This window comes from Actinocorallia sp. B10E7 (assembly GCF_039871655.1).
In the GTDB taxonomy this organism is placed as follows: domain Bacteria; phylum Actinomycetota; class Actinomycetes; order Streptosporangiales; family Streptosporangiaceae; genus Actinocorallia.
The window spans coordinates 224,396-249,517 of record NZ_JBDPLZ010000004.1 but is presented as its reverse complement, the minus strand read 5'-3'; the positions used below and the strand labels follow the sequence as shown (position 1 = coordinate 249,517).

Annotated in this window: 23 protein-coding genes; 11 read left to right on the top strand and 12 right to left on the bottom strand. The window is 72.1% G+C overall.

Annotated features, from left to right (window positions below):
* Window positions 1-74 precede the first annotated feature (74 nt).
* Window positions 75-2,195 carry a hypothetical protein gene (locus ABGB12_RS14995; protein WP_347678170.1) on the top strand — a complete coding sequence of 707 codons (2,121 nt, stop codon included), beginning with the start codon at window positions 75-77 and terminating at the stop codon, window positions 2,193-2,195.
* Between the two features lie 139 nt (window positions 2,196-2,334).
* Here the strand turns inward: ABGB12_RS14995 and ABGB12_RS14990 are convergent, their stop codons facing one another.
* Genes ABGB12_RS14990 through ABGB12_RS14980 form a run of 3 tightly spaced genes read right to left on the bottom strand, consistent with a single transcriptional unit; the run spans window position 2,335 to window position 5,362 of the window.
* On the bottom strand, window positions 2,335-3,489 hold the full coding sequence (locus ABGB12_RS14990) for an acetyl-CoA C-acetyltransferase (RefSeq protein ID WP_347678168.1): 1,155 nt from the start codon (window positions 3,487-3,489) through the stop codon (window positions 2,335-2,337).
* Between the two features lie 10 nt (window positions 3,490-3,499).
* Window positions 3,500-4,132, bottom strand: coding sequence for a TetR/AcrR family transcriptional regulator (locus ABGB12_RS14985; protein WP_347678166.1), 633 nt, complete (start codon window positions 4,130-4,132; stop codon window positions 3,500-3,502).
* 54 nt (window positions 4,133-4,186) lie between these two features.
* Window positions 4,187-5,362, bottom strand: a complete 1,176-nt coding sequence (locus ABGB12_RS14980) for an acyl-CoA dehydrogenase family protein (protein ID WP_347678164.1) — start codon at window positions 5,360-5,362, stop codon at window positions 4,187-4,189.
* 165 nt (window positions 5,363-5,527) lie between these two features.
* Between ABGB12_RS14980 and ABGB12_RS14975 the strand changes: the two genes are divergently transcribed.
* From ABGB12_RS14975 to ABGB12_RS14960, 4 genes are all read left to right on the top strand, one after another.
* On the top strand, window positions 5,528-6,991 hold the full coding sequence (locus tag ABGB12_RS14975; protein ID WP_347678162.1) for a FadD3 family acyl-CoA ligase: 1,464 nt from the start codon (window positions 5,528-5,530) through the stop codon (window positions 6,989-6,991).
* 40 nt (window positions 6,992-7,031) lie between these two features.
* On the top strand, window positions 7,032-8,057 hold the full coding sequence (locus ABGB12_RS14970; protein ID WP_347678160.1) for an acyl-CoA dehydrogenase family protein: 1,026 nt from the start codon (window positions 7,032-7,034) through the stop codon (window positions 8,055-8,057).
* Between the two features lie 59 nt (window positions 8,058-8,116).
* Window positions 8,117-9,550 carry an adenylosuccinate lyase gene (gene purB, locus ABGB12_RS14965; RefSeq protein ID WP_347678158.1) on the top strand — a complete coding sequence of 478 codons (1,434 nt, stop codon included), beginning with the start codon at window positions 8,117-8,119 and terminating at the stop codon, window positions 9,548-9,550.
* Window positions 9,551-9,623: 73 nt separating this feature from the next.
* Window positions 9,624-10,253, top strand: a complete 630-nt coding sequence (locus ABGB12_RS14960; protein WP_347678156.1) for a TetR family transcriptional regulator — start codon at window positions 9,624-9,626, stop codon at window positions 10,251-10,253.
* A 129-nt stretch (window positions 10,254-10,382) separates the two neighbouring features.
* On the opposite strand, the gene ABGB12_RS14955 is transcribed toward ABGB12_RS14960, so the two are convergent.
* From ABGB12_RS14955 to ABGB12_RS14945, 3 genes are all read right to left on the bottom strand, one after another.
* Window positions 10,383-11,027 carry a hypothetical protein gene (locus tag ABGB12_RS14955; protein ID WP_347678154.1) on the bottom strand — a complete coding sequence of 215 codons (645 nt, stop codon included), beginning with the start codon at window positions 11,025-11,027 and terminating at the stop codon, window positions 10,383-10,385.
* Window positions 11,024-11,551, bottom strand: coding sequence for a SigE family RNA polymerase sigma factor (locus tag ABGB12_RS14950; RefSeq protein WP_347678152.1), 528 nt, complete (start codon window positions 11,549-11,551; stop codon window positions 11,024-11,026). The genes ABGB12_RS14955 and ABGB12_RS14950 overlap by 4 nt, the downstream gene beginning before the upstream one ends.
* Before the next feature lie 104 nt (window positions 11,552-11,655).
* A complete protein-coding gene (locus tag ABGB12_RS14945; protein WP_347678150.1) occupies window positions 11,656-12,630 on the bottom strand; it encodes a peptidoglycan-binding domain-containing protein in 975 nt (324 codons plus the stop codon).
* A 163-nt stretch (window positions 12,631-12,793) separates the two neighbouring features.
* Here ABGB12_RS14945 and ABGB12_RS14940 point away from each other — a divergent pair, with 163 nt between their 5' ends.
* Together ABGB12_RS14940 and ABGB12_RS14935 are read left to right on the top strand one after the other, a co-directional pair.
* Window positions 12,794-13,438 (top strand): ABC transporter ATP-binding protein, encoded by a 645-nt coding sequence (locus ABGB12_RS14940; protein ID WP_347678148.1) that lies wholly within the window; start codon window positions 12,794-12,796, stop codon window positions 13,436-13,438.
* Window positions 13,431-15,044 carry a hypothetical protein gene (locus ABGB12_RS14935; protein WP_347678146.1) on the top strand — a complete coding sequence of 538 codons (1,614 nt, stop codon included), beginning with the start codon at window positions 13,431-13,433 and terminating at the stop codon, window positions 15,042-15,044. The genes ABGB12_RS14940 and ABGB12_RS14935 overlap by 8 nt, the downstream gene beginning before the upstream one ends.
* On the opposite strand, the gene ABGB12_RS14930 is transcribed toward ABGB12_RS14935, so the two are convergent.
* Entirely contained in the window at window positions 15,013-15,708 is a 696-nt protein-coding gene (locus ABGB12_RS14930; RefSeq protein WP_347678144.1) for a dihydrofolate reductase family protein, read from the bottom strand. The genes ABGB12_RS14935 and ABGB12_RS14930 overlap by 32 nt on opposite strands.
* Window positions 15,709-15,751: 43 nt before the next feature.
* Between ABGB12_RS14930 and ABGB12_RS14925 the strand changes: the two genes are divergently transcribed.
* The gene (locus ABGB12_RS14925) at window positions 15,752-16,804 is read left to right on the top strand and encodes an ATP-dependent DNA ligase (protein WP_347678142.1); all 1,053 of its coding nucleotides are present in this window, start codon (window positions 15,752-15,754) and stop codon (window positions 16,802-16,804) included.
* Window positions 16,805-16,865: 61 nt separating this feature from the next.
* On the top strand, window positions 16,866-17,372 hold the full coding sequence (locus ABGB12_RS14920) for a hypothetical protein (RefSeq protein WP_347678140.1): 507 nt from the start codon (window positions 16,866-16,868) through the stop codon (window positions 17,370-17,372).
* 52 nt (window positions 17,373-17,424) lie between these two features.
* Here the strand turns inward: ABGB12_RS14920 and ABGB12_RS14915 are convergent, their stop codons facing one another.
* From ABGB12_RS14915 to ABGB12_RS14905, 3 genes are read right to left on the bottom strand one after another with little or no spacing between them, the layout of a single operon-like run.
* A complete protein-coding gene (locus tag ABGB12_RS14915) occupies window positions 17,425-17,562 on the bottom strand; it encodes a hypothetical protein (RefSeq protein WP_347678138.1) in 138 nt (45 codons plus the stop codon).
* A 45-nt stretch (window positions 17,563-17,607) separates the two neighbouring features.
* On the bottom strand, window positions 17,608-21,960 hold the full coding sequence (locus ABGB12_RS14910) for an HAD-IC family P-type ATPase (protein WP_347678136.1): 4,353 nt from the start codon (window positions 21,958-21,960) through the stop codon (window positions 17,608-17,610).
* Window positions 21,961-21,970: 10 nt separating this feature from the next.
* The gene (locus ABGB12_RS14905; RefSeq protein WP_347678134.1) at window positions 21,971-22,699 is read right to left on the bottom strand and encodes a hypothetical protein; all 729 of its coding nucleotides are present in this window, start codon (window positions 22,697-22,699) and stop codon (window positions 21,971-21,973) included.
* Window positions 22,700-22,865: 166 nt separating this feature from the next.
* Here ABGB12_RS14905 and msrB point away from each other — a divergent pair, with 166 nt between their 5' ends.
* Window positions 22,866-23,264, top strand: coding sequence for a peptide-methionine (R)-S-oxide reductase MsrB (gene msrB / locus ABGB12_RS14900; RefSeq protein WP_347678132.1), 399 nt, complete (start codon window positions 22,866-22,868; stop codon window positions 23,262-23,264).
* 81 nt (window positions 23,265-23,345) lie between these two features.
* Window positions 23,346-23,873 carry a VanZ family protein gene (locus ABGB12_RS14895; RefSeq protein WP_347678130.1) on the top strand — a complete coding sequence of 176 codons (528 nt, stop codon included), beginning with the start codon at window positions 23,346-23,348 and terminating at the stop codon, window positions 23,871-23,873.
* Between the two features lie 4 nt (window positions 23,874-23,877).
* Here ABGB12_RS14895 and ABGB12_RS14890 read toward each other — a convergent pair whose 3' ends face one another.
* The gene (locus ABGB12_RS14890) at window positions 23,878-24,435 is read right to left on the bottom strand and encodes a hypothetical protein (protein WP_347678128.1); all 558 of its coding nucleotides are present in this window, start codon (window positions 24,433-24,435) and stop codon (window positions 23,878-23,880) included.
* 48 nt (window positions 24,436-24,483) lie between these two features.
* Entirely contained in the window at window positions 24,484-25,122 is a 639-nt protein-coding gene (hemQ, locus tag ABGB12_RS14885) for a hydrogen peroxide-dependent heme synthase (protein WP_347679177.1), read from the bottom strand.

Genomic DNA, 25,122 nt, shown 5'->3' with positions numbered 1-25,122 from the left:
CATCGTTCCTCACCCGTGTTCTACCGCATGCCGGGCATCCGCTTTCGTCGGTACCGGCTGTCATGATCCCTTCCATGACGAGGCCCGCTGTTCCGTGTCGTTCCGGAGCCGATCTGGCACGGCTGCTGGAGGAAGTCACGCAGGACGTCTGGCCGGGGGTGCCCGGAGAGGATCGGCGGGTCGTCTTGGACTGGTTCCGGCTCCTCATCGAGGGTGGCGGCGACGAGTTCGGATTCGAACTGGCCGAAGGCTCGTGGCGGATCGTCGAGGGCGGCATGGTCGGAGCCGCGGCTGCGTACGCGGTGCCGTATCTGGTGCGGTTGGTCGTGGCCGGGATCGAGGTGGAACCGCTGATGCGGGTGCTCACCGAGGTCGCCGCGGCGGATCACGGCGGACGGGCGCGGGAGGCCGTGCTGGCGGGGCTGCCCGATGTGCTGCGACTGGCGGGTGAGGCGGATACGGAGACGCGGGAGGTCGTGATCTCGGCCTGCCCGGCGTTCGGGGCTCCCGAGGCCGTCCTTCCGGTGCTGCGGGAGCGGTGGGCCGTCGAGACGGAGCCACTCGTACGTGCGGCGGTGCTGGCGGCGTTGGCCGAGATCGATCCGCACGAGGGCGTGGCGCTCGCACGGGAGGTGATCGCGGGACGGGTCGTCGCGGACGGCGCGGTTCGGGCACGGGCGGTCGTCGTGGCGGTGGGTGCGGGTGAGGCCTGGGCTCCCGAGCCGGTGCACGCACTGCTCGGAAGTTATGAGAACGATCCCCGCCAGTTCTGTGCCGTCGTGTCTGAGCTGTGCCGCAGGGGCTCATGGGAGGACGCGTGCGCGCTGGTCGTCGAGGCCGTGAAGCGCGGAGCGGCGGACGCGCCGTCGCGGGGAGCGCTGTTCGCGACGGTTGAGAAACTGTGCGGCACGTTCCGGTCCGCGCCCGCTCTGCTGCTGCCCTCGCTGATCGTGATGCTCGGCTGGGACGGTTTCCCCTTGGACCCCCGTTCCTGGACCCGTGGGCCCGAGCGGGTGATGGAGCTGATCGGCGACCTCGGTCCGCTGGGCGCGCCCGCGGGCGACGCCATCGTGACGAGACTGCACGACCTCGACTCGCTCGACTGCGCCGTCACCGCCCTGGTGAAGATCGGCGACGCGAGGGCGGCAGGGCTGCTCGCGCGGCATCTCCCCGAATGTCCCGGTGCGGTCTTCGCGGCGCGCGAGCACGGGCTGCCCTGCGACCCCGTGCTGCTGGCAGCGGTCCGGGCGCAGCTGCGCGACCCCGTCGACCACCATTACCAGCGACAGGAAGGCCTGTTGGACCTGCTGCGCTCCTGGGGTTCGCACGCCCATACCGCGACACCCGAGGTGTACGCGGCATGGCGCGACCACTACGAGACCCAAGACCTGCTCGCCGTCCTTCCGGTCGAGCCGCAGGAGTTGGCGTTCGCGGTCGAGGCGTTGCGGGAGGCCCTCGCGACAGGTGGACGCAACACACGAATCCACGCCGCGGCTGCGCTGTTCCGGCTCGCCGGTGACGCCGAGCCGGCGCTCACGGAGCTCACCGCGGTGTTCCGGAAGCGTCCCGGCACGCTGCACGGCATGGCGGCCGCGCAAGCCTGCCTGGAACTCGGGGAAACCGCCCGTCCGCTTTTGCCGCTGCTCCTGACCGTTCTCTCCCGGTCCATCGCAGAGGCCGAGGAGGAGATATGGCCCGCGCTCCTCGCGACGGCCGTCTGGCGTCTGACCGGGGACCCGGAACCCGTCCTGCCCGTCCTGCGCCGGGCCGTGCGGGGCGTCTTCTTCGACCGGTTCCCCGCGCTCGAGCTGGTGAGGGAGATGGGTCCGGCGGCGCGGCCCCTCGCCGATCTCCTGGCCCGCCATGCGGGAAAACGCTCCTACGCGATGCCCGAGATCGTCCGGGCGCTGCGTGCAGCCGTCCCCGAGGACGCGGATCGGCCGCGTGGCCGGACCGACCGCAAGCTAGCCGGGGCGCTACTGCAGAGCATCTACGACGATCCCGGCGACGTCGGGAACGCGCTGGCCGTCCTGTCCGAGATCGGAGTCCGCCGCCTCTCACCGAAGGCACGCGCCCGGCTCATGAAGTATGTCCATGCCGAACGCCGCCCCCGCGAATTTCGGGAGGTCGCCGTCGATGAGGCGGTGCGGGCCGCGTGCAGGGAGATGCTCCTCAGCCCGAGCGCGACTTCCTGAAAACGGCCGCCGGGCGCCCGGGCGCCCGCTCTGTCGAGCAGACCACGAAGGCCCGCGTCCCTGCGGGGGCGGCTCAGGCCGGTGGAGGAACAAGAGGAGGCGGTCCCCGCGCCGGGACCGCCTCCTCAAGCCGGTTGTGTCAGAGGCGTTCGATGATGGTGACGTTGGCCTGGCCGCCGCCCTCGCACATGGTCTGGAGGCCGTAGCGGCCGCCGGTGCGCTCGAGCTCGTGCAGCAGGGTGGTCATGAGGCGGGCGCCGGTGGCGCCGAGGGGGTGGCCGAGGGCGATGGCGCCGCCGTTGGGGTTGGTCTTGGCGGGGTCGTAGCCGGTGTCCTTCAGCCAGGCCAGCACGACCGAGGCGAACGCCTCGTTGATCTCGACCGAGTCGATCTGGTCGATGGTCATGCCGGTCTTCTTCAGGGCGTAGGCCGTGGCCGGGATCGGCGCGGAGAGCATGCGGATCGGGTCCTCGCCGCGGGCGCTGATGTGGTGGATGCGGGCGCGCGGGGTCAGGCCGTGGGTGCGGACGGCCTCCTCCGAGGCGATCAGCAGGGCGGCGGAGCCGTCGGAGATCTGGGAGGAGACCGCGGCGGTCAGGCGGCCGCCCTCGACCAGGGTCTTCAGGCCGCGCATCTTCTCCAGGCTGGTGTCGCGGCGGGGGCACTCGTCCTGGGTGAGGCCCTCGACCTCGACGGTCTCGCGGGAGAAGTAGCCGTTGTCGATGGCGTTGATGGCGCGCTGGTGGGAGTTGTAGGAGAACTCCTCCATCTCCTCGCGGGAGAGGTCCCACTGGGAGGCGATCATCTCGGCGCCGTTGAACTGGGAGACCTCGCCGTCGCCGTAACGGGCGACCCAGCCCTTGGAGCCGACGAACGGGCCCTGGGTGAAGCCGAGGGGCTCGCCCGCGAGCATCGCGTAGGAGATCGGGATCTGCGACATGTTCTGGACGCCGCCCGCCACCACGAGGTCGGACGTCCCGGACAGGACGGCCTGGGCGGCGAAGTGCACGGCCTGCTGGGAGGAGCCGCACTGGCGGTCGATGGTCACGCCGGGGACCTCCTCGGGCAGGCCGGCGGCCAGCCACGCGGTCCGGGCGATGTCGCCGGCCTGCGGGCCGACGTTGTCGACGCAGCCGAACACGACGTCCTCGACGGCGGACGGGTCGACGCCCGTCCGCTCCATCAGGGCCTTCAGGGCGTACGCGCCCAGGTCGGCCGGGTGCACGCCGGACAGCGAGCCGCCGCGGCGGCCCACGGGGGTGCGGACGGCGTCGACGATGTAGGCCTCGGCCATGGGGTTCTCCTTATGTCGCGGGGTGCTGGTTCGCCTGGATCCCTTCGAGGACCATGGCGAGGTACTGCTGGGCGATCTCCTCGGCGTCGAGCCGCCCGCCGGGCTGGTACCAGGACGCGGCCACCCAGACGGTGTCGCGGATGAAGCGGTAGATCAGCCCCGTGTTGAGGTCCGAGCGGAAGGCGCCTTCCTCGACGCCCTGTTTCAGGAGGTCCTTCCAGGTGCTCTCGAACCGGTGCTGGGACTTCGTCAGGTACCCGAACCGCTCGTTCTCCACCAGGTGCTTGGACTCGTTCTGGTAGATGACGACGGCCGCGCGGTGCCGTTCGATGCTCTTGAAGGAGGACGCGACCAGCGCCCGGAGCGTCCGGGTCGCGTCCAGCCCCGAGGCGAGGACCTTCTCGTAGTCGGTCCACATCTCGTCCAGGAACGTCGAGAGGATCTCGTCGACCATCGATTCCTTGGAGTCGAAGTGGTAGTAGAGGCTGCCGCCGAGGATTCCGGCGGCCTCCGCGGCCTCCCGGACGGTGGTCGCGGCGTAGCCGCGGGCGGCGAAGACCTCGGCGATCGCGGAGAGCAGCTCGGCTCTCCGCGTCGCCCGCGTGGCGGCGGTGCCTTCGGCATCACGCCGACGTGCGCACATGGGACTCCTACCGGTGCCGACCGACGCGGGAGGCCCGAACCTTCGGGGAAGTTCTCACGGCCGTGCCTCGCGCGGAAGGCCGAGCACCCGCTCGGAGATGATGTTGCGCTGGATCTCGTTCGACCCGGCGTAGATCGTGTCGGACCGGGAGAACAGGAACAGCCGCTGCCAGTCGTCGAGGTCGTAGGGCTCACCTTGGGCGAGCATGCCCGCGGCGCCCAGGACCTCCATGGCGATCTCGCCGAGCTCGCGGTGCCAGGTGCCCCACACCAGCTTGGAGATCGACGATTCGGGGCCGGGCGCGCCGGCCGCGACGCCCTCCATGATCCGGACGGCGTTGAGGCGCATCGCCTCCAGTTCGATGTAGGAGCGGGTGAGCCGGTCGCGCAGCAGCGGGTCGTCGACGGCGCCGGTCTTGCGGGCCAGTTCGGCGACGCCCTCGAACTCGCGGCGGAACCCGACCTGCTGGCCGAGGGTGGCGACGCCGCGCTCGAAGCCGAGCGTGGCCATCGCGATCTTCCAGCCCTCGCCGGGCGCGCCGATGATGTGGGACGCGTCCGTGACGGCGTCGTCGAAGAAGACCTCGTTGAACTCGCTGGTGCCGGTGATCTGGACGATCGGCCGGATCTCCACGCCGGCCTGGTCCATCGGGACCAGCAGGTAGGACAGGCCGTGGTGCCGGGACGAGCCGGGCTCGCTGCGGCAGACCACGAAGCACCAGTCGGCCTCCATCGCCAGCGACGTCCAGACCTTCTGGCCGGAGACCTTCCAGACGTCGCCGTCGAGGACGGCCTTGGTCTGCACGTTGGCCAGGTCGGAGCCGGCGTTGGGCTCGGAGTAGCCCTGGCACCACAGTTCGGTGGCGGCCACGATCGGCGGGAGGAAACGCTTCTTCTGCTCCTCGGTGCCGTAGGCGATGATCGTCGGGCCGATGAGGTTCTCGCCGATGTGGTTGACGCGCCCGGGGCCGTTGGCCAGCGCGTACTCCTCGTGGAAGATCACCTGCTGCTCGACCGAGGCGCCCCGGCCTCCGTACTCCACGGGCCAGCCCACGCACGTCCAGCCGTGGGCGGCCATGTGGCGCTCCCACTCCAACCGGATCTCGAAGGCCTCGTGCTCGCGTCCGGAGCCGCCCAGCCCACGGGCGTGGGCGAAGTCGCCGTTCAGGTGCTCGGCGAGCCAGGCGCGCACCTCTTCGCGGAAGGCCTTGTCCTCGGGCGTTTCGTTCATACCGCGAACTCTACCAAACAGTTGTTAGAAAGAATCGGCTACGATCCCACTCCACGGGACCGGCGTTGCCCCCGGCGTGCGCGTCCCTGTCATATAGCGGCATCCGATCAGGCACACCCGCGTGTCCCGTGATCGGGACACATCGGACGAAGGAGAGAAGGCCGGATGGTTCCGAACACGGTCCCGGCGCTCGTCGAGTACGCCGCCGCCACCCACGGCGATCGCGAGGCCCTCGTGGACGGCGAGGTCCGCTGGACGTTCGCCGAACTCGCCGCCGAGATCCGGCGCGCCGCCCGCGCCGCGGCCTCGCGCGGCATCCGCCCCGGCGACCGGGTCGGCCTCTGGGCCCCCAACAGCCGGCACTGGATCGTCCAGGCCCTCGGCCTGTCCCTGGCGGGCGCCACCCTCATCCCCCTCAACACCCGGTACAAGGGCCCGGAGGCCGCCGACATCCTGCGCCGCTCCAAGGCCGTCGCGCTCTACACCGTCACCGGCTTCCTCGGCGTGGACTACCCCGAACTACTCAAGGGCGAGGACCTGCCCGACCTGAAGCAGACCGTGATGGTCGACGACTACGCCCTGTCCTGCTCAGCGGAATCCGAGCCGCTGCCCGAGGTCTCCCCCGACGACATCTGCGACATCATCTTCACCTCCGGCACGACGGGACGCCCCAAGGGCGTGCTCAGCTCCCACCAGCAGAACATGCGGACCTTCAAGGTGTGGGCCGAGGTCGTGGGCCTGCGCCCGGGCGACCGCTACCTGCTGATCAACCCGTTCTTCCACACCTTCGGCTACAAGGCGGGCATCTTCGTCTGCATGCTGAGCGGCACGACGATGGTGCCCGAGCCCGTCTTCGACCTCGACGTCGTGCTCGACCGGCTCGCGAACGAGGGCATCACCGTCCTGGCCGGGGCGCCGACCATCTTCTTCTCCCTGCTGGAGCACTCCCGCGAACTCCGGCACTCCCTGCGCATCGCCGTCACCGGCGCCGCGAACGTGCCCGAGGACCTCGTCCGCCGTATGCGGGAGGACCTGCGCATCCCCTCCATCCTCACCGCCTACGGGCTGACCGAGTGCGGCGTCGTCTCCATGTGCCCGCCGGACTCCGACGCGCAGACCGTCGCGACCACCACCGGGCCCGCGATCCCCGGCACCGAGATCCGCATCTCCGAGCGCGGAGAGATCTGCGTGCGCGGCTACAACGTCATGCGGGGCTACCTCGACGACCCCGCGGCCACCGCCGAGGCGATCGACCCCGACGGCTGGCTGCACACCGGCGACATCGGCGTCCTGGACGAACGCGGATACCTGACGATCACCGACCGGCTCAAGGACATGTTCGTCGTCGGCGGCTTCAACGCCTACCCCGCCGAGATCGAGAACGTGCTCGTCACCCACCCGGCCGTCGTCGAGGCGGCGGTGATCGGCGTGCCCGACGAGCGGCTCGGCGAGGTCGGCGCCGCCTTCCTCGTCACCCGCGCCCCCGTCGAGGACGCCGAGCTGACCGCCTGGCTGCGCGAGCGGCTGGCCAACTTCAAGGTGCCCCGGCACTTCCACGTCGTGGACGCCCTGCCCCGCAACCCCGGAGGCAAGGTCGTCAAGCCCGAACTGCGTGCCCGGGTCAAGTGACACGCCCCCAAGCCCCACCGAAGACCACTGGAGGACGTCCATGACCCCCGACGAGCGGGAAGAACTCCGCGCCACGGTGCGTTCGGCCCTGCAGCGCGACGACGCCGCCGCGATCCTGGCCGAGCAGCTCGGCGCGTTCGGCCTGGCCATCCCCGAGGAGCACGGCGGCATCGGCTGCACCCTCGCCGAGACCCACATCGTCTGCGAGGAGCTGGGCCGCGCCGTCTCGCCCGTGCCCTACCTGAGCTCGGCCGTCCTGGTGCCGCAGGCGCTGCTGGCCGCGGGCGCGCACGACCGGCTGCCCGACCTCGCCGAAGGCTCCGTCACCGGCGCGCTCGCCTGGGCCGAGCGGGGCTCCTGGGACCCGGCCGCCCTCCGCGCCGAGGTCCGCGACGGCAGGCTGCACGGCGTGAAGGAGCACGTGCTGGACGGCGCCGAGGCGGGCTTCTTCCTCGTCCCGGCCCTGCTGGACGGCTCCCTCGCGCTCTTCGAGGTCGAGGCGTCCGCGGCGTCCGTCGAGTCCCTCGTCCCGATGGACCAGACCCGGCCCCAGGCCCGCGTGACCTTCGACGGCGCCCCCGCCACCCTGCTCAGCGCCGACGGCGAGGCGGTCCTGGAGCGCCTGCTCGCGGTGGCCGCGACGGCTCTGAGCGCCGAGCAGCTCGGCGGCGCCGAGCGGTGCCTGGAGCTCACCCTGGAGTACGTCAAGACCCGCGAGCAGTTCGGCCGCGTCATCGGCTCCTTCCAGGCGATCAAGCACCGCCTCGCCGACATGTACGTCCTGGTGGAGTCCTCCCGCTCCCTCAGCCACGACGCCGCCCGCGCCCTGGCCGAGAACGCCCCGGACGCGGCCGAGCGCGCCGCCATGGCCCAGTCCTACTGCGCCGAGGCCTTCCAGACGTGCGCCGCCGAGACCATCCAGCTCCACGGCGGCATCGGCTTCACCTGGGAGCACCAGGCCCACCTGTACTTCAAGCGCGCCCACAGCGCGGCCCAGCTGTTCGGCACCCCGGCCTGGCACCGCGCCCGCCTGGCCCGCACCGTCCTCCAGGGCGACGCGGCCTGACCCTCCGTGCCGGGACCTGGCTCCGGCGGGGCTGAGCTGGCGGGATAGGATCGGGGAACGTGACTGTCAAGCCTCGTATCCCCAATGTCCTCGCCGGCCGGTACGCCTCGCCGGAGCTGGCCGCGCTCTGGTCGCCGGAGCAGAAAGTCGTGCTGGAGCGGCGGCTGTGGCTGGCCGTGCTGCGCGCCCAGGCGGCCCTCGGGATCGAGGTGCCCGAACAGGCCCTCGCCGACTACGAGCGGGTGCTGGAGGACGTCGACCTCTACTCGATCGCCGAGCGGGAGAAGGTCACCCGGCACGACGTCAAGGCGCGGATCGAGGAGTTCAACGCGCTGGCCGGGCACGAGCACGTGCACAAGGGCATGACCTCGCGCGACCTCACCGAGAACGTCGAGCAGCTGCAGATCCGCCTCAGCCTGGAGCACGTGCGCGACCGGCTCGTCGCGGTGCTGGCGCGGCTGGGGTCGCTGGCCTCCCAGTACTCCGAGCTGGTGATGGCGGGCCGCTCCCACAACGTCGCGGCGCAGGCCACCACGCTGGGCAAGCGGTTCGCGGGCGCGGCCGACGAGATTCTGGTGGCGTTCGCGCGGCTGGAGGAGCTCATCGCGCGGTACCCGCTGCGCGGCATCAAGGGCCCGGTCGGCACCGCGCAGGACATGCTGGACCTCCTCGGCGGGGACTCCGGCAAGCTCGCGGAGCTGGAGCAGCGGGTCAGCGAGCACCTGGGCTTCGGCACCGCCTTCACCAGCGTCGGCCAGGTCTACCCGCGCTCGCTGGACTACGACGTGCTCTCCGCGCTGGTGCAGGTGGCTGCGGGACCGTCGTCGCTGGCCAAGACGATCCGGCTGATGGCCGGGCACGAGCTGGTCACCGAGGGCTTCAAGGAGGGGCAGGTCGGCTCCTCGGCGATGCCGCACAAGATGAACACCCGCTCCTGCGAGCGGGTCAACGGCTTCATGGTGATCCTGCGGGGCTACGCCTCGATGACGGCCGAGCTCGCGGGCGACCAGTGGAACGAGGGCGACGTCTCCTGCTCGGTGGTGCGCCGGGTCGCCCTGCCCGACGCGTTCTTCGCCGTGGACGGCCTGATCGAGACGTTCCTGACCGTCCTGGAGGAGTTCGGCGCCTTCCCCGCCGTCGCCTCCCGCGAACTCGACCGGTACCTGCCGTTCCTGGCCACCACCAAGGTGCTGATGGCCGCCGTCAAGGCAGGAGTCGGCCGCGAGGAGGCGCACGAGGTCATCAAGGAGCACGCCGTGGCCTCGGCGCTGGCGATGCGCGAGCAGGGCACCGCGGACAACCAGCTGCTGGACAGGCTCGCCGCCGACGAGCGGCTGCCGCTGGACCGCGCCGCGCTCGACGCGCTGATGGCCGACCGGCTGTCCTTCACCGGCGCCGCGGCGTCCCAGGTGAGCGCGGTCGTCTCCCGGGTGGACGAGCTGGTCAAGCGCCACCCGGAGGCCGCGTCCTACTCTCCGGGCGCGATCCTCTAGCGCGGGCTCCGATCCGCCGGTCCCCCGCCGTCCGCCCACTCATTTTGCACAAAGTTTCTGTCAGGATGTGAGGATGGATTCCGGACCAAGGCGACGACGTTCCTACGGCGGCGCGAGCGCTGAGGCCCGGGTGGCCGAGCGCCGTGCCCGCCTCATGGAGGCCGGTCTCGAACTGCTGGGGACCGCGGGGCTGCACGGCACCACGGTCCGGGGGGTGATCGAGCAGGCGAAGCTCACCCCCCGGTACTTCTACGAGAGCTTCACCGACCTCGACACTCTCGTCATCGAGGTCTACGACGCGGTCGTCGCCGAACTGCGGGAGGCCTCGGTCACCGCCCTGCTCGACGCGCCCAAGGACACCCGGGCCCGGGTCCACGCGGTGATCACCACCATCGTGCACCACTTCGGCGACGACCCGCGCAAGGGCAGGCTGGTGCTGGCCGAGGCGATGGCCAGCCCCGCCCTGATGCGGCGCAGGCTCGACACCTCGCACATGTTCACCGACCTGATGTCGGGCCGGGCCGCCGGCCACGAGGCCTCTCCGGCCCTGATGCTGGCCGCCCGCTTCATCGTCGGCGGCTTCGCCGACGCCCTCACCGCCTGGCTCCAAGGCGACCTGGTCTCCACCCGCGAGGAGCTCGTCGACGGCTGCACCACGCTCTTCATGGCCAACCTGGCCACGGCCCAGGCCCCGCAGTCCTGACCGTCCGAACCGCGTCACGGCCCCTGACGCCGACCTGCCGCCTCCCTTGCTCCGGTCATCCGGCGCGGGGAGGCGGCAGGTCTGCGTAGGCGGCGGTCTTCTACCGGCATCCGAAGTGGATCCTGCTGATCATCCGACTCTCACCCCCTCCGCTATCCGCACCGCACGCTCGCGGCTGAGCCCCGACGTCACGACATAGACGACCAGCCCGGGCTCCGGCTGGAGGATCACGTGGTGCCGGTCGTGCGTCCAGACCATCGCCTCTCCTCTGGACACGGGCACCCGCACCCGTTCGGCCGGGTCCTGGGCGATCCGGTACTCCGCGGCGATGCCGTCGATCGTGACGTTTCCGCTGAACACGCTGATCGCCGCGAAGCCTCCCCCATGGCTCCAGCGATAGTCGGTCCTCCAGATGAAGCGGTCGCCACGCGGATCGGTCTCGGCCTGTCCGGAGATCGTCGCGCCCAGCGGCAGCGACGTGACGGTCACCCGGCCGTCGAGCGCCCGGGGCCCGGCCGCGGGCGTGGCGGGCCCGGCGGGCGCGGTGACGTGGTCGTCGGCGGGCTGGAGCTGGAGCGAGGCCTCCACGCTCACGAGGGTGGCCGCCGTGGCCAGTACCGCCAGGCCGATGGGCCACTGGAGCCGCCTCGGGCGCCTTTTCTCGCGCGCTCTCCCGGTGACGCGCTCGGCGAACCCGGGCGGCAGCGCCACGTCGAGGACCTCATGGTCCACGCAAGCCTTGATCATGGACTCGAGAGGTTCGTCAGAGCTCACAGCGACCTCCCGGCCGGCTCGACGGCGGCTTCGTCCTTCAGTTCCAGCGAGATCCGCAGCGCTTTCATGGCACGGTGTGTCTGGCTCTTGACCGTGCCGACCGAGACGCCCATCAGTGCGGCGGCCTCGGCCTCGCTGAGCCCCTCCCAGTACCGGAGCACCACCACGGTGCGCTGCCCCGGAGCCAGTCCGCGCAGCGCCCTGCGCAGCGCGTCCCGCATCACATAGTCGTCGAACGGCAGGCAGACGGCCTCGTCCTCGGCGCCCAGCCGTTCGAGCGCCGCGTTCTTGCGGCTCTCGCCACGCCATCCGTCCTTGGCCGCGTTGACGATCGACCTGCGCACGTACCATTCCGGATCGCCGCGCCGGGAGATCTTCGTCCAGCGGGAGTAGGTCCGTTCCAGGACGGCCTGGAGGAGGTCCTCGGCCTGGTGCCGGTCGCCGGTGAGCGCGGTGGCGAACCGGAGCAGTCCCGCTCCGCGCTCCCGCACGAACCTCGTGAAGTCGGCCTCGACCTCGTCCACACGCCCTCCTTCCGCCGGTTCGACACCCACTACACGATCGCCGCGGTCGGAAGGTTGTCACCAGGACCCGTGAGACTCTCGAGCCTCACGGGTTCACCGCGGTCTCAGCAGAGGGAGGCGTTGGTGTAGTTGATCCGCGTCGAGTTGTAGTAGTAGGCGTTGCTGGTGAGCCGGTCGAAGCGGACGTTCTGCAAGAGGCCCGTGTAGCGGACGGTGGTCCCGCCCATGTCCGTGATGTAGTTGTCCGCCTTGGTCCGCGTGTTCCAACCCACGATCCCGTCCGCGGAGAGTCCATGCCCGCTCTGCCAGTTCCGGGTGCTGGAGGCGGTCAGCGAACCGAAGGAGCAGTCGAGGCTTCCCTGCAGGTAGGCGTCGGCCATCAGGATCCGCTGCCACATCCAGACGTAGTTGCTGTAGGAGTAGGAGCAGCCGTTGCACAGGTTCGCCTCGTCTCCGAGGTCGTCATCGGGAGCACCCGCGCCGTCCACGAACAGGCTGTTGGTGGAGCGCTGGGTCGGCTCGGACCGCCGCCTGGCCGGCGGAGCGGACCTGATGGCCCGCCGTGCCTTGCGGGAGGCCTGGACGCCGTCGGCGGGCAGCGCCTCGACCAGCTTGAGCAGTTCGCCCCGGGAGACCGGCCCCCGGGAGACGATCTGGTAGTTCACTCCGGTCCGCTCGCTCCAGGCGGCGATGGTCAGTCCCGGGTTCCCCTTCTCACCCGTGGTGTAGATCAGGACCTTGCGGGTGCCGGCGCGGGCCCGTTTGACCTTCTTCCTCTGCACGGCCCGGCCCACCACCGTGTCCCCGCTCACCGGGGCCACCGCCCCCACCGCGCGCAGGACGACGACGACCTTGCCGTCCGCCCGGAATGTCGCGGAATCCTCTTTGATCTTCTGCTTCGGGTCCAGGACGGACCGGCTCTCCAGTGTGTCGCTCTCACTCGGCTTGAGTCCGGAGTCGACCTTGGCCACCGCCTTGCCGGCGTTGTCCGCAAAGGGGGAGCCCGCGGCCTCTGCCGGAGCGCTGAGGCCCAGTGCCAGCACCAGGGAGACGGCCGAGGCGAATGACGCCTTGAACACGAGGTAACTCCTTTACACACTGTGCGGAAGTGTCATAACGAAGATCCATGATCAAGGAACTTGACCTCAAGATCCAGAGATGACCTGTGATGGCCAGATGATCACGGTTTGAGCCGGTTCGTCATTCACTCGCCGGACGACGCGCGCGGATACCATGATCCGCGTGGTCGTCGAATTCGACGGGGTCGTCCGGACCTACGGGGGCGGTCGTGTCATCGGACCGGTGAGCCTCGCGCTCGCCCCCGGCGAGGGCGTCGCCCTGACCGGCCCCAACGGCTCCGGCAAATCGACCCTGCTGCGGGTCGCCACCGGGGTCGACCGGGCCGACGAGGGAACGACGCGGGTCCTGGGAGGGACGCCGCGGCCGCACGATCCGGAGTTCAGGCGGCGGGTGCTGGTGCTCGACGAGGTGAGTTACTTTCCCGACCTGAGCGTTCGTGAGCACCTGATGCTGGTCGCGGTGGGGTACGGGCTGGGCCGGGCCGCGGACGGGCGGGTCGACGAGGTGCTGGAGGAGTGCCGTCTGGCCGGGCATCGCGACCTCAGCCCGTACAAGCTGAGCAGCGGGCTGCGGCAGCTGATGGCACTCGCAGCGATGCTCCTTCCGCCGGAACCCGAACTACTCGTCCTGGACGAGCCCGAGCGGCATCTGGACGACTCCGCGCGGGCCTGGCTGGCCGAGGTCCTCGCGGCCGGGAAACGTTCCGGGACGGCGGTCCTCTTCGCCTCCCACAGCGGGGAACTGGTGCGGGCCGTGGCCGACCGGGTGGTGAAGGTCGGCGAGAAGGGCGGCCCCGCGGATGGCTGAGGCCGTCCGCGCCAGGACTCGAGAGGTCCTCCGCCTGGTCCGGCGCGGGCGAGGAGCCCGAGGGCGAGGCGAGTCCGCATACCGGGTGTACTTCCTCCTGCTGGCCGCCGCGCTGGTGGTCCCTCCCGCGGCGGTGACGCTTCGGGACGCGCTCCGGGCGCCCGCGTCGCCGCCGGAACTCCCCGCCCAGATCCCCCTGGTCCTTCCCCTCGTCCTGACCGCGGTGGTGCTCGTCGGGCTGTGGGCCGTTCTCCAGGACGCGGTTCTGCGCGGACCCGTGCGGCTCTCCGTGCCGTTCATCGACTGGGTGCTGCCCCTGCCTCTTCCCAGGGAGGCGTTCCTGAGGCCCGCGCTGCTGCGCGCGGCCCTGTCGTCGGCCGCGCTCTGGTCGGCCGGATGCTGCCTGCTGTCGGTTTTCCTGTGGCGGACCGTGCCGCCCATGCCCGACGACGCCGGCGCGGCGCTCGCCCGGGCCGCCGCCACGGGGGCTCTGCTGGGAGTGCTCGGTTCGGGCACCGGTGTCCTCATCACCCGCCAAGACGGTCTCGCCGACAGGATTCGGCCCTTCTTCCACCTGCTGCTGTTCTTCCTGCTGGTCCTGACGGTGCTCGTCTGGACGGGACGGATACCGGCGGACGCGGTCGAGCCCGTCCTGTGGTCGGGGCCATGGGGCTGGGCGAGCCTGCTGATCCTGGGGTCCGGGCGGCAGGCGACGGCCATGTCCCTGCTCGCGGCGCTCACGACGGCCGCGGCTGTCACGGGCGTGAGGCTGCTGCCCTCGCTCGATCCGCGGCGGCTGCGTACCGGCGCGCACCTCGCGTCGGGGGTCCGTGCCGGGCTGTGGCTCACCGAGGCGAACTGGTTCCGTGCCACGCTCGGCGACGCACGGAACGCGGACTTCTCCGCCCGCAGGGGGTTGCGGCCTCCGAAGGACCCCCGGCTGCTCGTCCCCTGGCGTGATCTGCAGGGCATCCTGCGCGACGGCCCGGCTTTCACCCGCGCCCTCCTCCTCACCGGCCTCGTGCTCCTGTGCGCCCGGACCGACCTGGAGCTGCCCGTCTCCCTGCGGACGGTGCTCGCCCTCGCCGTCCCGCTCTGCGCGTACCTGGCGGTCGGCGGGCTCATGGGCGGGGCACGGGCGTACACGTCCGATCCGGGACGCGCCCGCTACTTCCTCCTGCCGCCGGGCAGGCTGGCGCTCGCCCACGGGGTGAGCCCGCTGCTCGCCGTGCTCCTGGCGGGCCTGGCGTGGTGCGCCGTCCTCACGGTCCTCGACGGGCCGTCGCCGGGAATGCTCTGGGCACTGGCGTCCCTGCCCGCTGCCGCCGCCGCGGCGCTGGCCGGGATCTACCGGGGCGTGCTGCCCTCCCACCTGACGCTCGGCTTCGACACCCCGTTCGGCAACAGCGCGCCCCTGCAGATGCTCGCCTGGCACGCCTCCGGCTTCCTCGGTCTGCTCGTCGTGGCCTGGCCGGTGCTGTCCGCCCGTCCCGGGCCCGGGTGGGGCGGTGTCCCGTGGCTGCTCCTGGGCACCGCCGCGCTCGCCTGGTGGGCGCGGCGCAGGGGCCGCCGGCTCATGGGCGCGGACGGTTCGTCAGATATCTGAGGAAGAGCACGCCCTCGTCGGTGTAGACGGAGTCGAGGGAGAGCTCGCGGCGTTCCAGGTCGCAGACCATGCGCGTGTGGTGCCGCGATCCGATGAGGGTCGGCGCGATGTTGACGCACAGCTCGTCGACGAGGTCCTCCTCCAGCAGGGCCGTCGCCAGCGCCGGGCCGCCCTCGCACAGCAGGTGCTGGAACCCGTGCTCGCCCTGGAGCCGGTGCAGCGCCAGCGGAAGGTCGATGTCGCCCTCCCCCGCGGAGACGACCCGCACATGGGCCGGCGGCCTGGCGTCGTCGGACGTCACCAGGATCGGCTCGCTCTCGGTGAACAGCGGCGCCCCGAAGTCCAGGTCGAGGGAGCGGCTGACCACGATGATCGGGGCCGGCGGGCGTCCCCGCCTCGCGGCCAGCTCCGCGGGCAGCCGGGCCGGGCCGAGCCTGCCGGTCCGCACGGTCCCCGCGCCGACCACGATCCCGTCGGCCAGGGCCCGCAGGGTGCGGAAGACCCGCTGGTCGGCCTTGCCGCCCAGCCGGTTGGACCAGCGCTCCTCATCGGTGACCGAGCCGTCGAGGCTGGCGACCATGCCCACTCTCAGCCACGGGCCGACCACCCGGTACTCCTCGTACGGATCGACCTCGGCCGCGGGCTCTGGCAGGAGACGCCTCATTGCCCCAGGTTACCGCGATGTCGCTCCCGGTTATCTTGGGCTCATGGACCTGCCGCTCAGCCCGCCCGTCGCGCCGATGCTGGCCAGGGCCGTGAAGACCCTGCCCGAGGGCGACTTCTTCTACGAGCCCAAGTTCGACGGGTTCCGGTGCGTCGTCTTCCGCGACGGCGACGAGGTCGAGCTGTCCAGCCGGGGCGAGCTGCCGCTCACCCGGTACTTCCCCGAACTGGTGGAGGTCCTGCGCCGGGAGCTGCCCGAGCGGTGCGTGGTCGACGGCGAGGTGATCATCCGCAGGGGCGGCAGGCTGGACTTCGACGCCCTCTCCCAGCGCATCCACCCCGCCGAGTCGCGGATCAGGCTGCTGTCGCGGGAGATCCCCGCCTCCTACGTGGCCTTCGACCTGCTGGCCCTGGACGGCGAGGCGTTCACGGACGCCCCCTTCTCCGAGCGGCGGGACCGGCTGGTGCGGGCGCTGGGCGGGGCGCGGCCTCCGGTGCACCTCACCTCGGTCACCACCTCCCGCGAGGAGGCCCTCCGGTGGTTCGAACGGTTCGAGGGGGCGGGCCTGGACGGGGTGATCGCCAAACCCGCGGACGCCCCCTACACGCCCGGCAGACGGACGATGTTCAAGGTCAAGCACGAGCGGACCGCCGACTGCGTGGTGGCCGGGTACCGGTGGCACAAGAGCGGCCCCGTCGTCGGCTCGCTGCTGCTGGGCCTGTGGAACGAGAACGGGCTGCAGTTCGTGGGGGCTGTCACCTCGTTCCCGATGGAGCGGCGCCGTGACCTGGTGGAGGTGCTGGCGCCCTACCGGATGGACGACATCTCCGGCCATCCCTGGGCGTCCTGGGCCACCCAGCGGGAGGACGAGCGCATGCCGGGCGCGATCTCCCGCTGGAGCGGCAAGAAGGACCAGTCCTGGGTGCCGCTGCGCCCCGAACTGGTCTGCGAGGTGGCCTACGACCACCTGGAGGGCCTGCGTTTCCGGCACAACGCGCAGTTCCGGCGCTGGCGGACCGACCGCACCCCCGAGTCCTGCGGGTACGGGCAGCTGGAGCGCCCGGTCCGCTTCGACCTCGACCGGATCCTGATCTGAACCCCGGCGGGCGAAAGGGCGTCCCACTGGGCGTAACAACCGCTGGAAGAGGAGAGCTCCCGTGTCCCGTGCCCTCGTGCTCGCCGCCGCCGCCGGCCTGGTCCTGCTGACCGGCTGCACCTCCGACGACAAGCCCGCGGCGTCCCCGACGCCGCCCGCCACGGCCACCGCCCCCTCGGACTCCCCCTCCGCGCCGCCGAGCGCGGGGATCCCGCCCCAGACGGGCGTCTCACCCTCCCAGGCTCCCGCCGCGCCCTCGCAGGCTCCCGCGCCGATCACCTTCGGCAGCGCCCAGCAGGCCGCCGACCATCTCATCACCGCCTGGCGCAAGGGTGACCGCGGCGCCGCGCTGCAGGCCGCGGGCCCGAACACGGTGGAGAAGGTCTTCGCGCTGCCCGCCCCGGCCGTCGACAGGGTGGAGGGCTGCGACCCCGGCTCCGAGGCGGGCGACCCCTCGTACGCCTACCGCTGCCACTACCTCTATGAGGGCGGCGCCTCGCACCTGTGGATCAACGCCTACGCGGCCACCGGCTGGCGGGTGGAGAACTTCACCCAGAGCGCGGACTGACGGCTCCGCCTCCGGCCGGACGCCCCGGCCGGAGGGTTCCCGAAGTCCCCGGTCAGAAGGCCATGGCCGGGGCCGTCCGCCCGTACTGGGCGTAGCCCGCACGGAAGATCATCATGGCCAGTTCACTGACGATGGTCTGCAGCAGCGACATCAGCACCTTGCTCAGCAGGGAGGACAGGAATTCGGACACGGTTGGGGACCTTTCAGGACGACCGTTTGTCCTTTTTATACCTGCTTATCCCTCACTGGGCGATGTGGGCAAGATGTCGTTTAGGTGAACCTTCCAGAACCGCTCGATGACGGCGGCCACCAGCGACAGGCCCGTCGCGCTGCCCAGCGCGATCAGCCAGCCGTGCGGGCCCAGCGGACGGCAGCCGAACAGATGGCTCAGGCCCGGCGTCTGCACCACCGCCCCCAGCGCCGCCAGCGAGCCCAGGGACGCGCCCAGCACCAACCGGTCCCGGCCGCCGGCGAGCAGCGTCTGGACGAGCTGGGCCGCCACCAGCGCCACCAGGGCCGTGGTGTCGGTCTGACCCCGGGTGCCCCAGAGCCTGGCCATGAACCAGGCCGCCTGGGCGCTCAGCGCCGTCGTGGCGGCCCTGGCCGCGATGTGCCGGTTCAGCACCTCCCCCAGCGACGTCTCCGGCCCCTCGGCCAACAGCTCCTCGGCCGTCTCCCCCGGAGCCCGCACGGCCAGCGCCATGGCCGGCAGCAGATCGGTGAAGAGGTTCACCAGGAGCAGCTGGCGCACGTTGAGCGGGCTGCCGCCCAGCAGCAGCCCCGACCCCGCGGTGAAGGCGATCTCGCCCAGATTGCCGCCCAGCAGCAGGGCGAGCGCGTCACGGGTGGACCTCCACATGCCGCGGCACTGGGCGATGGCCGCCACGATCGTCTCGATCCGGTCGTCGGCGATCACGATGTCGGCGGTGTCGCGGGCCGCCGGGGTCGCCCGCCTGCCCAGCGCGATCCCCACATCGGCCAGCCGGATGGCCGGGGCGTCGTTGGCGCCGTCCCCCGTGACCGCCACGACGTACCCGGCCCGGTGCAGCGCCTCCACGATCCTGACCTTCTGCGCCGGGCTCATCCGGGCGTAGACGTGCACCTCGGGCAGCCGCTCGGCCAGCGTGTCGTCGTCGAGGGCGTCGAGCTCCAGGCCCGTCAGCACATGGCCGTCCCGCCCGTCGACCCCGTCGATCAGGCCGAGCTCGGCGGCGATCGCGGTGGCGGTGATCGGATGGTCTCCGGTGATCATGCACACCCGGATCCCCGCCTCCATCAGCCGCCCGACGGCCCGGGCCGCGGTGGGCCGCACCGGATCGGCCAGCCCCAGCAGGCCCCGGAAGCACAGGTTCCGCAGGGCGGGACCGTCCGGGTCCAGCCCCTCGGCCACGGCCAGCACCCGGTGCCCGAGCCCGGCCAGCCGCTCCACCTCGCGGACCACGGTCTTGCGCGCCAGCTCGTCGAACGGCTCCGGCTCGCCCTCCGGCGCCCAGAGGGAGCACGCCTCGAGCACCACCTCCGGTGAGCCCTTCACGCTGAGCCGGGGCCCGTCGTCGCCCTCGCCCAGGACCGCGTGGTAGCCGCGGGCCGGCTCGAAGGGCAGCTCCTCGGTCCGCCGCCAGCGCCCCAGGCCCAGATCGCGGCCGACGCCCAGCCGCCCGGCCGCGTCCGCCACCGCCCTGTCCGTGGGATGCGCCAGCCGCGGCCCCGCGGGCGTGGCCCGCAGCGCCGCCGAGACGACCGAGCGCAGCCGCGGGGTCAGCTCGTCCGCGGGACGGCTCTCCCGTGCGTCGGAGACCATGCCGAGCCTCAGGTGCCCCTCGGTCAGGGTGCCGGTCTTGTCGAAGCACAACATGTCGACCCGGCCGAGCGCCTCGATCGTGACGGGGCTGCGGACGAGCGCGCCCCGGCGGGACAGCCGGCGGGCGGTCGCCAGTTCGGCGACCGTGGCCACGAACGGGAGCCCCTCGGGCACCGCCGCCACGGCCAGGCCGATCGCCGAGCTCAGCACCGTGTTCAGCCCCTGCCCGCGCAACAGCCCCGAGCCCAGTAGCACGCCACCCGCGCCCAGCGAGGTCGGCAGCGTCACCTTGGTGAGCTGCTCCAGCCGGCTCTCCACCCCGCCCGGCCTGGGGGCGCTGTTGACCAGGGTGACGGTCCGATCGATCTCGGTGCCCGCGCCGGTGGCCACCACCACCCCGATCGCCTCGCCGGCCGCGACGTTGGTGCCCCGGTAGAGCATGGAGGAGCGGTCGGCCACCGTCCCGGCCATCGTCGGCTCCGCCGTCTTGGTGACCAGCTGCGACTCCCCGGTGAGGCTCGCCTCGTCGGCCTCCAGGCCCTCCGTCCACACCACCCGGCAGTCGGCGGGGACCATGTCCCCGGCCGACAGCATGATCACGTCTCCGGGGACGAGCTGCTCGGCGGTCGCCGCCTGCTCCCCGCCCGGCCTGCGCAGCCGCACCGGGACGGTGACCCGCTCCACCAGCTTGCGCACGGCGCGGTCGGCCGCGACCCGCTGGAAACCCGACATCACCGCGCTGAGCCCGAGCACCGTGCCGATCAGCGCGGCGTCCACCGCCGAGCCGACCACGGCCGAGACGCTCGCGCCGGTCGCCAGCGCCGGTGTGAGCGGGTTGTCGAGCTCCTGGATCGTGCGCCGCACGATGCCCGCCGCCGCGGGCGGCTCCACCTCGCCGACCTCGGCGCGCCTGCCCTGTGCCTCGTGCTCGGGCAGGCCCTCCTTGGACGAGCCCAGCCGCTCCAGGACCGCGCCGACCGGCCACGCGTGCCAGGGCGTGCGGTCCATGGGCTGGAGCGAGGGCCGCCGCGAGAGCTGGGCCGCCGTCCAGATCCCGGTGCCCATCGCGACCAGCCTCGTGCAGTCCATGACCAGCCGGGCCCGGCTGAAGGCGGCGCGCCGCCGGGCGGTCAGCGCCGCGGTCGACGCGGTGACCGCGCCGACCGTCGCGACCTTCGCCCCGCGCCGGCTGGCGGCCCGCGCCGCCATGACCGCGTCGGTGACCAGGCACGCGCCGTCCAGGCGGCAGAAGAGATGCGCGCCCCACGGCGGGACGCCCTGACCGTCCGGCAGGCCGACTCCGACGTCGGCGGCCGCCAGCGCCTCGCCGTGGTGCCGGGAGACCAGCAGCACCACCTTGCCCGCGCGCTGGAGGGCGCGGACGGAGGCGGTCAGGTCGGAGCCGGGCAGCCGCCCGTCCACCGGCAGCCGCCGCTCCAGTTCCCGGGACCGGCCCGCCAGGTGCACCTCGCCGAGCCTGCGGGCCGCCGCGACGAACACCTCGCTGAAGGGGTCGAGTTCCTCCGCCAGCGCCAGGATCGCGACCGGCCGCCCCTCCCTGCGCAGCGCGACCAGCACGCAACCCCGGTCGGCGCACTCCAGCGCCCGGCCCGGCCTCTCGAGCTCGGCTGCCCGCAGCGGAGCCACCGACCAGCCGTCCGCGCTCCGTCTGGCCCTGGGACGCCGCCGGTCGAGCAGCGCGCGGGCCCGCTCGTCCAGGATCTCCAGGTCCAGGCCCTCCTCCAGCGCGATGATCTCCTCCAGGGCGTACTCGCCGGTGCGCAGGGCCGTGTCGTCGATGACGACGGTGTCCACCCGGTCCAGCCTGCGCAGCGCCTTGGGATGGGCGACCGGGATGTTCTGGCCCGCGGCGATCCTGGCGAACTGCACGGCGAACGCGTCACGGCAGGCGAACGCGGCCCTGGGCACCAGCGCGTGCAGCACCCCCTGGCCCCGGAGCGGGCTGCGGGTCATGGCCCACGCCCCTCCCGCCAGGACCAGCCCGTACGGCGTGTACCCGGCGAGTCTCTCGACGGGCCCGGGCGGCAGGGGCACCGGGCGCGGGGCCCTCTCGTGGGCCGGAGCCCGGTGCGCGCCGGGCAGCGTGCCGAGATCCTGGAAGCCCTGGTTCCACACCCGCCAGTGCGTGTAGGCCTCGCCGAGCCGGATCAGCCGCTGCGTCCCCTCCACGGCGAGCCCGACGGGCTGCTGGGCCAGGGACTGGGTGAGCAGGCCGCTCGCGGTGGCCATCACGTCGACGGTGTGCCGCCCGACCCTGCGCTCCAGCAGCGAGCGGACCTGGGGCGTGGTGTCGGCCAGCGCCACGAGGGTGGGCACGATCTGCGGCAGCGACGGCACCCGGGCGAGCCTGCCCGCCAACGCCAGGCCCGAGCCCACGAAGGCCGTCCCGGCGAGCATCGCCTCCACCACCATCGCCCGTTCGTCGCCCGGACGGGCCGCCTCGCAGAAGTCGTCCTCCTCCCGCCCGTAGCGGGTCTCGGCGGCCTCTATCACCTCGACCAGGTCGTCGACCGAGGACTCGGCGTCCTCGTCGAGGAAGACCACCGCCAGCCCCAGCACGGCGTTGATCTCCGCCCTGTGCACTCCCCCGAGCCGCTTCAGGGCGGGCTCGAGGTGGGCTGCCATCTCCTGGGCTTCGGGCAGGTGGACGCCGCGGACCGCGATCTCGACCCGGCCCGGCGCGAAGTGGATCCGTCGTTCCGGGCGTGCGCCGACGGGAGTCGGCAACATCCGTGAAGCGGTCTCGATGAGGCGGCGGAACACCATGTGACGGCTCTCAGCCCTTCGTTCCGGCGGTGGTGCGTGGCCGGGTGGCCACGGAACGGGTCACGGGACGGCGCTCGGCGTCGCGCTCCTTCGCGCCGGTGCGGCCGGTGACCGCCATGCCGACGCCGATCACGGCGGCGACCGGCCACTCGATCACGCCGACCGCGGCCAGCGCGCCCAGCCCCGCGTAGTAGCCGAGCCGCTCCTTGGAGGGCAGGCGCCCGGACACCGACCGGCTCGCCGCGGCGACCAGGCCCCCGCCCAACTCGGCGATCCCGAACGTGGGGATCTGCAGCCGGTGGACCGAGAGCCGGGGCGTCAGCACCGGCACGCTGATCCCGGAGGTCCGCCCGGCCCCGCTCGTCCCGGCGGCGGCCCGGCGGGCGGTGGACGCCGTCTTCTCGGCGCCCCGACGAGCGGTGGACGCGGTCTCGGCAGTGGCCCGGCGGGCGGTGGACGCCGTCTTCTCGGCACCCCGACGAGCGGTCGCCGCCGTCTCGCCGACGGCCCGGCGCGCCGTGCTCGCCGTATCTTCGGCGCCCCGAGACGCACGCCTGCGCACCGTGGCGGTGGCGGTGGCGGTGCCCGACGCCGAGGCGGCCCGGGTCCTGGTGCTCGGCTTGACGGCCGCTCTCCCGCTGGTCCTGCCCGTCGTGCGCCCGGTCGTCCGTGTGCCCGTGCGGCCCGCACCGGTGCTCTTGGTCGTGCTCTTGGTCGTGCTTCTGGTCGTCTTGGCCATCCGATTCGCCCCCCGATGCTTCCTGATCCGCCCCTTACCCAGGGTGAGGTCAGGGCAACCAGCTAGTTATGGACACCCGAAAATAAGCGCGGGCCGGATCCCCGGCCGTGCCGCGAAGCGGCCCCGGCCACTGCGGATCGTCCTCGCGGCGAAGTACCTTGTGGGCATGGAAAAGATCCGGAAGACCGAGGACGAGTGGCGGGCCATCCTCAAGCCCGAGGAGTTCCGGGTGCTTCGGCAGGCCGGCACGGAGCGGCCGTTCACCGGCGAGTACACCGACACCGAGACCGAAGGTGTCTACCACTGCAGGGCGTGCGGCGCCGAACTGTTCCGCTCGCAGACCAAGTTCGAATCACACTGCGGCTGGCCGTCCTTCTACGAGCCCTCCGACACCGACGCGGTGATCCTGCGCGAGGACGTCTCGCTGGGCATGCGGCGGGTGGAGGTGATCTGCGCGCGCTGCGAGTCGCACCTGGGACATGTCTTCCACGGCGAGGGGTACGCCACGCCCACGGACGACAGGTACTGCATCAACAGCGTCTCCTTGCGCCTCGAGGAGACCTGACAAGATTCTCCACTCACCTCAACCTTCATTGTTTCGCTTATCTAGCGAAAAACTCGGGCATAGCCGCTCGGGGAGGGCGGTGTGAGCACCAGAGCGGAAGAGACGGGCCCGGCCTCGGGCGGACCGGGCCGGGGACGTCGGCTGATCAGGGTGGCGGCCCTCCTGACCGCGCTGGCGGCGATGGCGGTCTTCGCGTACTGGGCCTGCGTCTTCACCCTGACGCCGGTGCCCGACCCCAGGGGCTGGGCCGTCGGGAACACCGAACCGGGCAGGACCCTGCGGTTCTACCTCGACCGGCCCAGCGTCAAGGAGGCCGCCATCGCCATCGGCGGCAACCTGCTGCTCCTGGCCCCGATGGGAGTGCTGCTGCCGATGGCCTCGCGGCGGATGCGGGGGCCGCTGCGGCTGACGGTCCTGGCGGCACTGGTCTCCCTGGGCATCGAGACCGTCCAGGGACTGGCCGTCAGCGGGCGCACCTTCGACATCGACGACATCATCCTGAACTCCGCGGGCGTGCTGCTGGCCTACCTGTTCGCGGGACGCCGCGTCGCCCGCCTCGTCCACGGCCCCAAACGCACCTGGCTGCGCCGCGCCCTCGGCCGCGCCTGACGCGTCAGCGCGTCTCCACCGAACGGCAGGGGCCGGTGACGCTGTTCACCAGCACCACGTGGCCGTTGCCGCTGCGCCTGGCGTGGACGAAGACCACGGGATCGTCGTCCTCGTAGGTCTCGCTGTAGGTGTCCTTCAGATACTCCACGGCGGTCTCGCACAGCTCACGCGCGGCGGGATGCCTGGTGTCGCCCTCGTCGAGGTCCGTGTAGACGCGCAGGAAGTCCCCGCTCCAGCGGACCGACTCCAGATGCTCCGGCGCCTCCTCCCGCAGCCGCGCCTCGGCGTGCGGATCGGCGTCGGGATCGCCGTCGCCCTCCGACAGCAGGTCGGTGACGGCCAGCGTGGGGACGGCGGACCTCTTCGCGGAGGGCTTCCGGTCGCCGACGCTCCCGGCGGTGCTCTCCCCCGGTCGCTGGTAGACGGCGAAGCCCGCGGCGGCGAGCACCACCGCCGCCAGCACGAGCACCGGCAGCGTCTTGCGGCGTGCGTCCACCAACCGATCGAGCAGGCGTTTCGCCGCGGAACGCGGCTTTCCGTGGCGGGAGGGGGCGCGGGTCACGGCCCGGAACTCTACCGTTCCGGAACGACCCGCGCCGCCGGGAGGGCCTTAGGGAAGCGCCTCGACGAGTTCCGCGACGGACTTGCGGCGCCCGGTGTAGAAGGGGGTCTCCTCGCGGACATGGCGGCGGGTCTCGGAGCCGCGCAGGTGACGCATCAGGTCGACGATGCGGTGCAGTTCGTCGGCCTCGAAGGCCAGCAGCCACTCGTAGTCGCCCAGCGCGAAGCTGGGGACGGTGTTGGCCCGCACGTCCGGGTAGCCGCGCGCCATCTGGCCGTGCTCGGCGAGCAGCCTGCGGCGCTCGGCGTCCTCCAACAGGTACCACTCATAGGAGCGGACGAACGGGTACACGCAGACGTAGTCGCGCACCCGCTCGTCGGCGAGGAAGGCCGGGATGTGGCTCTTGTTGAACTCCGCCGGCCGGTGCAGCGCCATGTTCGACCACACCGGGGTGGACACGCGACCCAGCTCGGTGCGGCGGAAGCGACTGTAGATCTCCTGGAGGTCGTCGCTGTTCTCCGCGTGCCACCAGAACATGTAATCGGCGTCGGCCCGCAGCCCCGCCACGTCGTAAAGTCCCCGCGTGGTGACGTCCTTGGCGGCGTAACCGTCGATCAGGTCCTGGACCTCGGCGGCGACGGCCGTGCGGTCCTCGGGGAGGCGGTCGGCCTTGAACACCGACCACAT

Bases quoted from the DNA above. Each gene is read 5' to 3' on its own strand.
- ABGB12_RS14995 (WP_347678170.1), top strand. From the start codon at position 75: ATGACGAGGCCCGCTGTTCCGTGTCGTTCCGGAGCCGATCTGGCACGG.
- ABGB12_RS14990 (WP_347678168.1), bottom strand. From the start codon at position 3,489: ATGGCCGAGGCCTACATCGTCGACGCCGTCCGCACCCCCGTGGGCCGC.
- ABGB12_RS14985 (WP_347678166.1), bottom strand. From the start codon at position 4,132: ATGTGCGCACGTCGGCGTGATGCCGAAGGCACCGCCGCCACGCGGGCG.
- ABGB12_RS14980 (WP_347678164.1), bottom strand. From the start codon at position 5,362: ATGAACGAAACGCCCGAGGACAAGGCCTTCCGCGAAGAGGTGCGCGCC.
- ABGB12_RS14975 (WP_347678162.1), top strand. From the start codon at position 5,528: ATGGTTCCGAACACGGTCCCGGCGCTCGTCGAGTACGCCGCCGCCACC.
- ABGB12_RS14970 (WP_347678160.1), top strand. From the start codon at position 7,032: ATGACCCCCGACGAGCGGGAAGAACTCCGCGCCACGGTGCGTTCGGCC.
- ABGB12_RS14960 (WP_347678156.1), top strand. From the start codon at position 9,624: ATGGATTCCGGACCAAGGCGACGACGTTCCTACGGCGGCGCGAGCGCT.
- ABGB12_RS14935 (WP_347678146.1), top strand. From the start codon at position 13,431: ATGGCTGAGGCCGTCCGCGCCAGGACTCGAGAGGTCCTCCGCCTGGTC.
- ABGB12_RS14930 (WP_347678144.1), bottom strand. From the start codon at position 15,708: ATGAGGCGTCTCCTGCCAGAGCCCGCGGCCGAGGTCGATCCGTACGAG.
- ABGB12_RS14925 (WP_347678142.1), top strand. From the start codon at position 15,752: ATGGACCTGCCGCTCAGCCCGCCCGTCGCGCCGATGCTGGCCAGGGCC.
- ABGB12_RS14910 (WP_347678136.1), bottom strand. From the start codon at position 21,960: ATGGTGTTCCGCCGCCTCATCGAGACCGCTTCACGGATGTTGCCGACT.
- ABGB12_RS14905 (WP_347678134.1), bottom strand. From the start codon at position 22,699: ATGGCCAAGACGACCAGAAGCACGACCAAGAGCACGACCAAGAGCACC.
- msrB (WP_347678132.1), top strand. From the start codon at position 22,866: ATGGAAAAGATCCGGAAGACCGAGGACGAGTGGCGGGCCATCCTCAAG.
- hemQ (WP_347679177.1), bottom strand. From the start codon at position 25,122: ATGTGGTCGGTGTTCAAGGCCGACCGCCTCCCCGAGGACCGCACGGCC.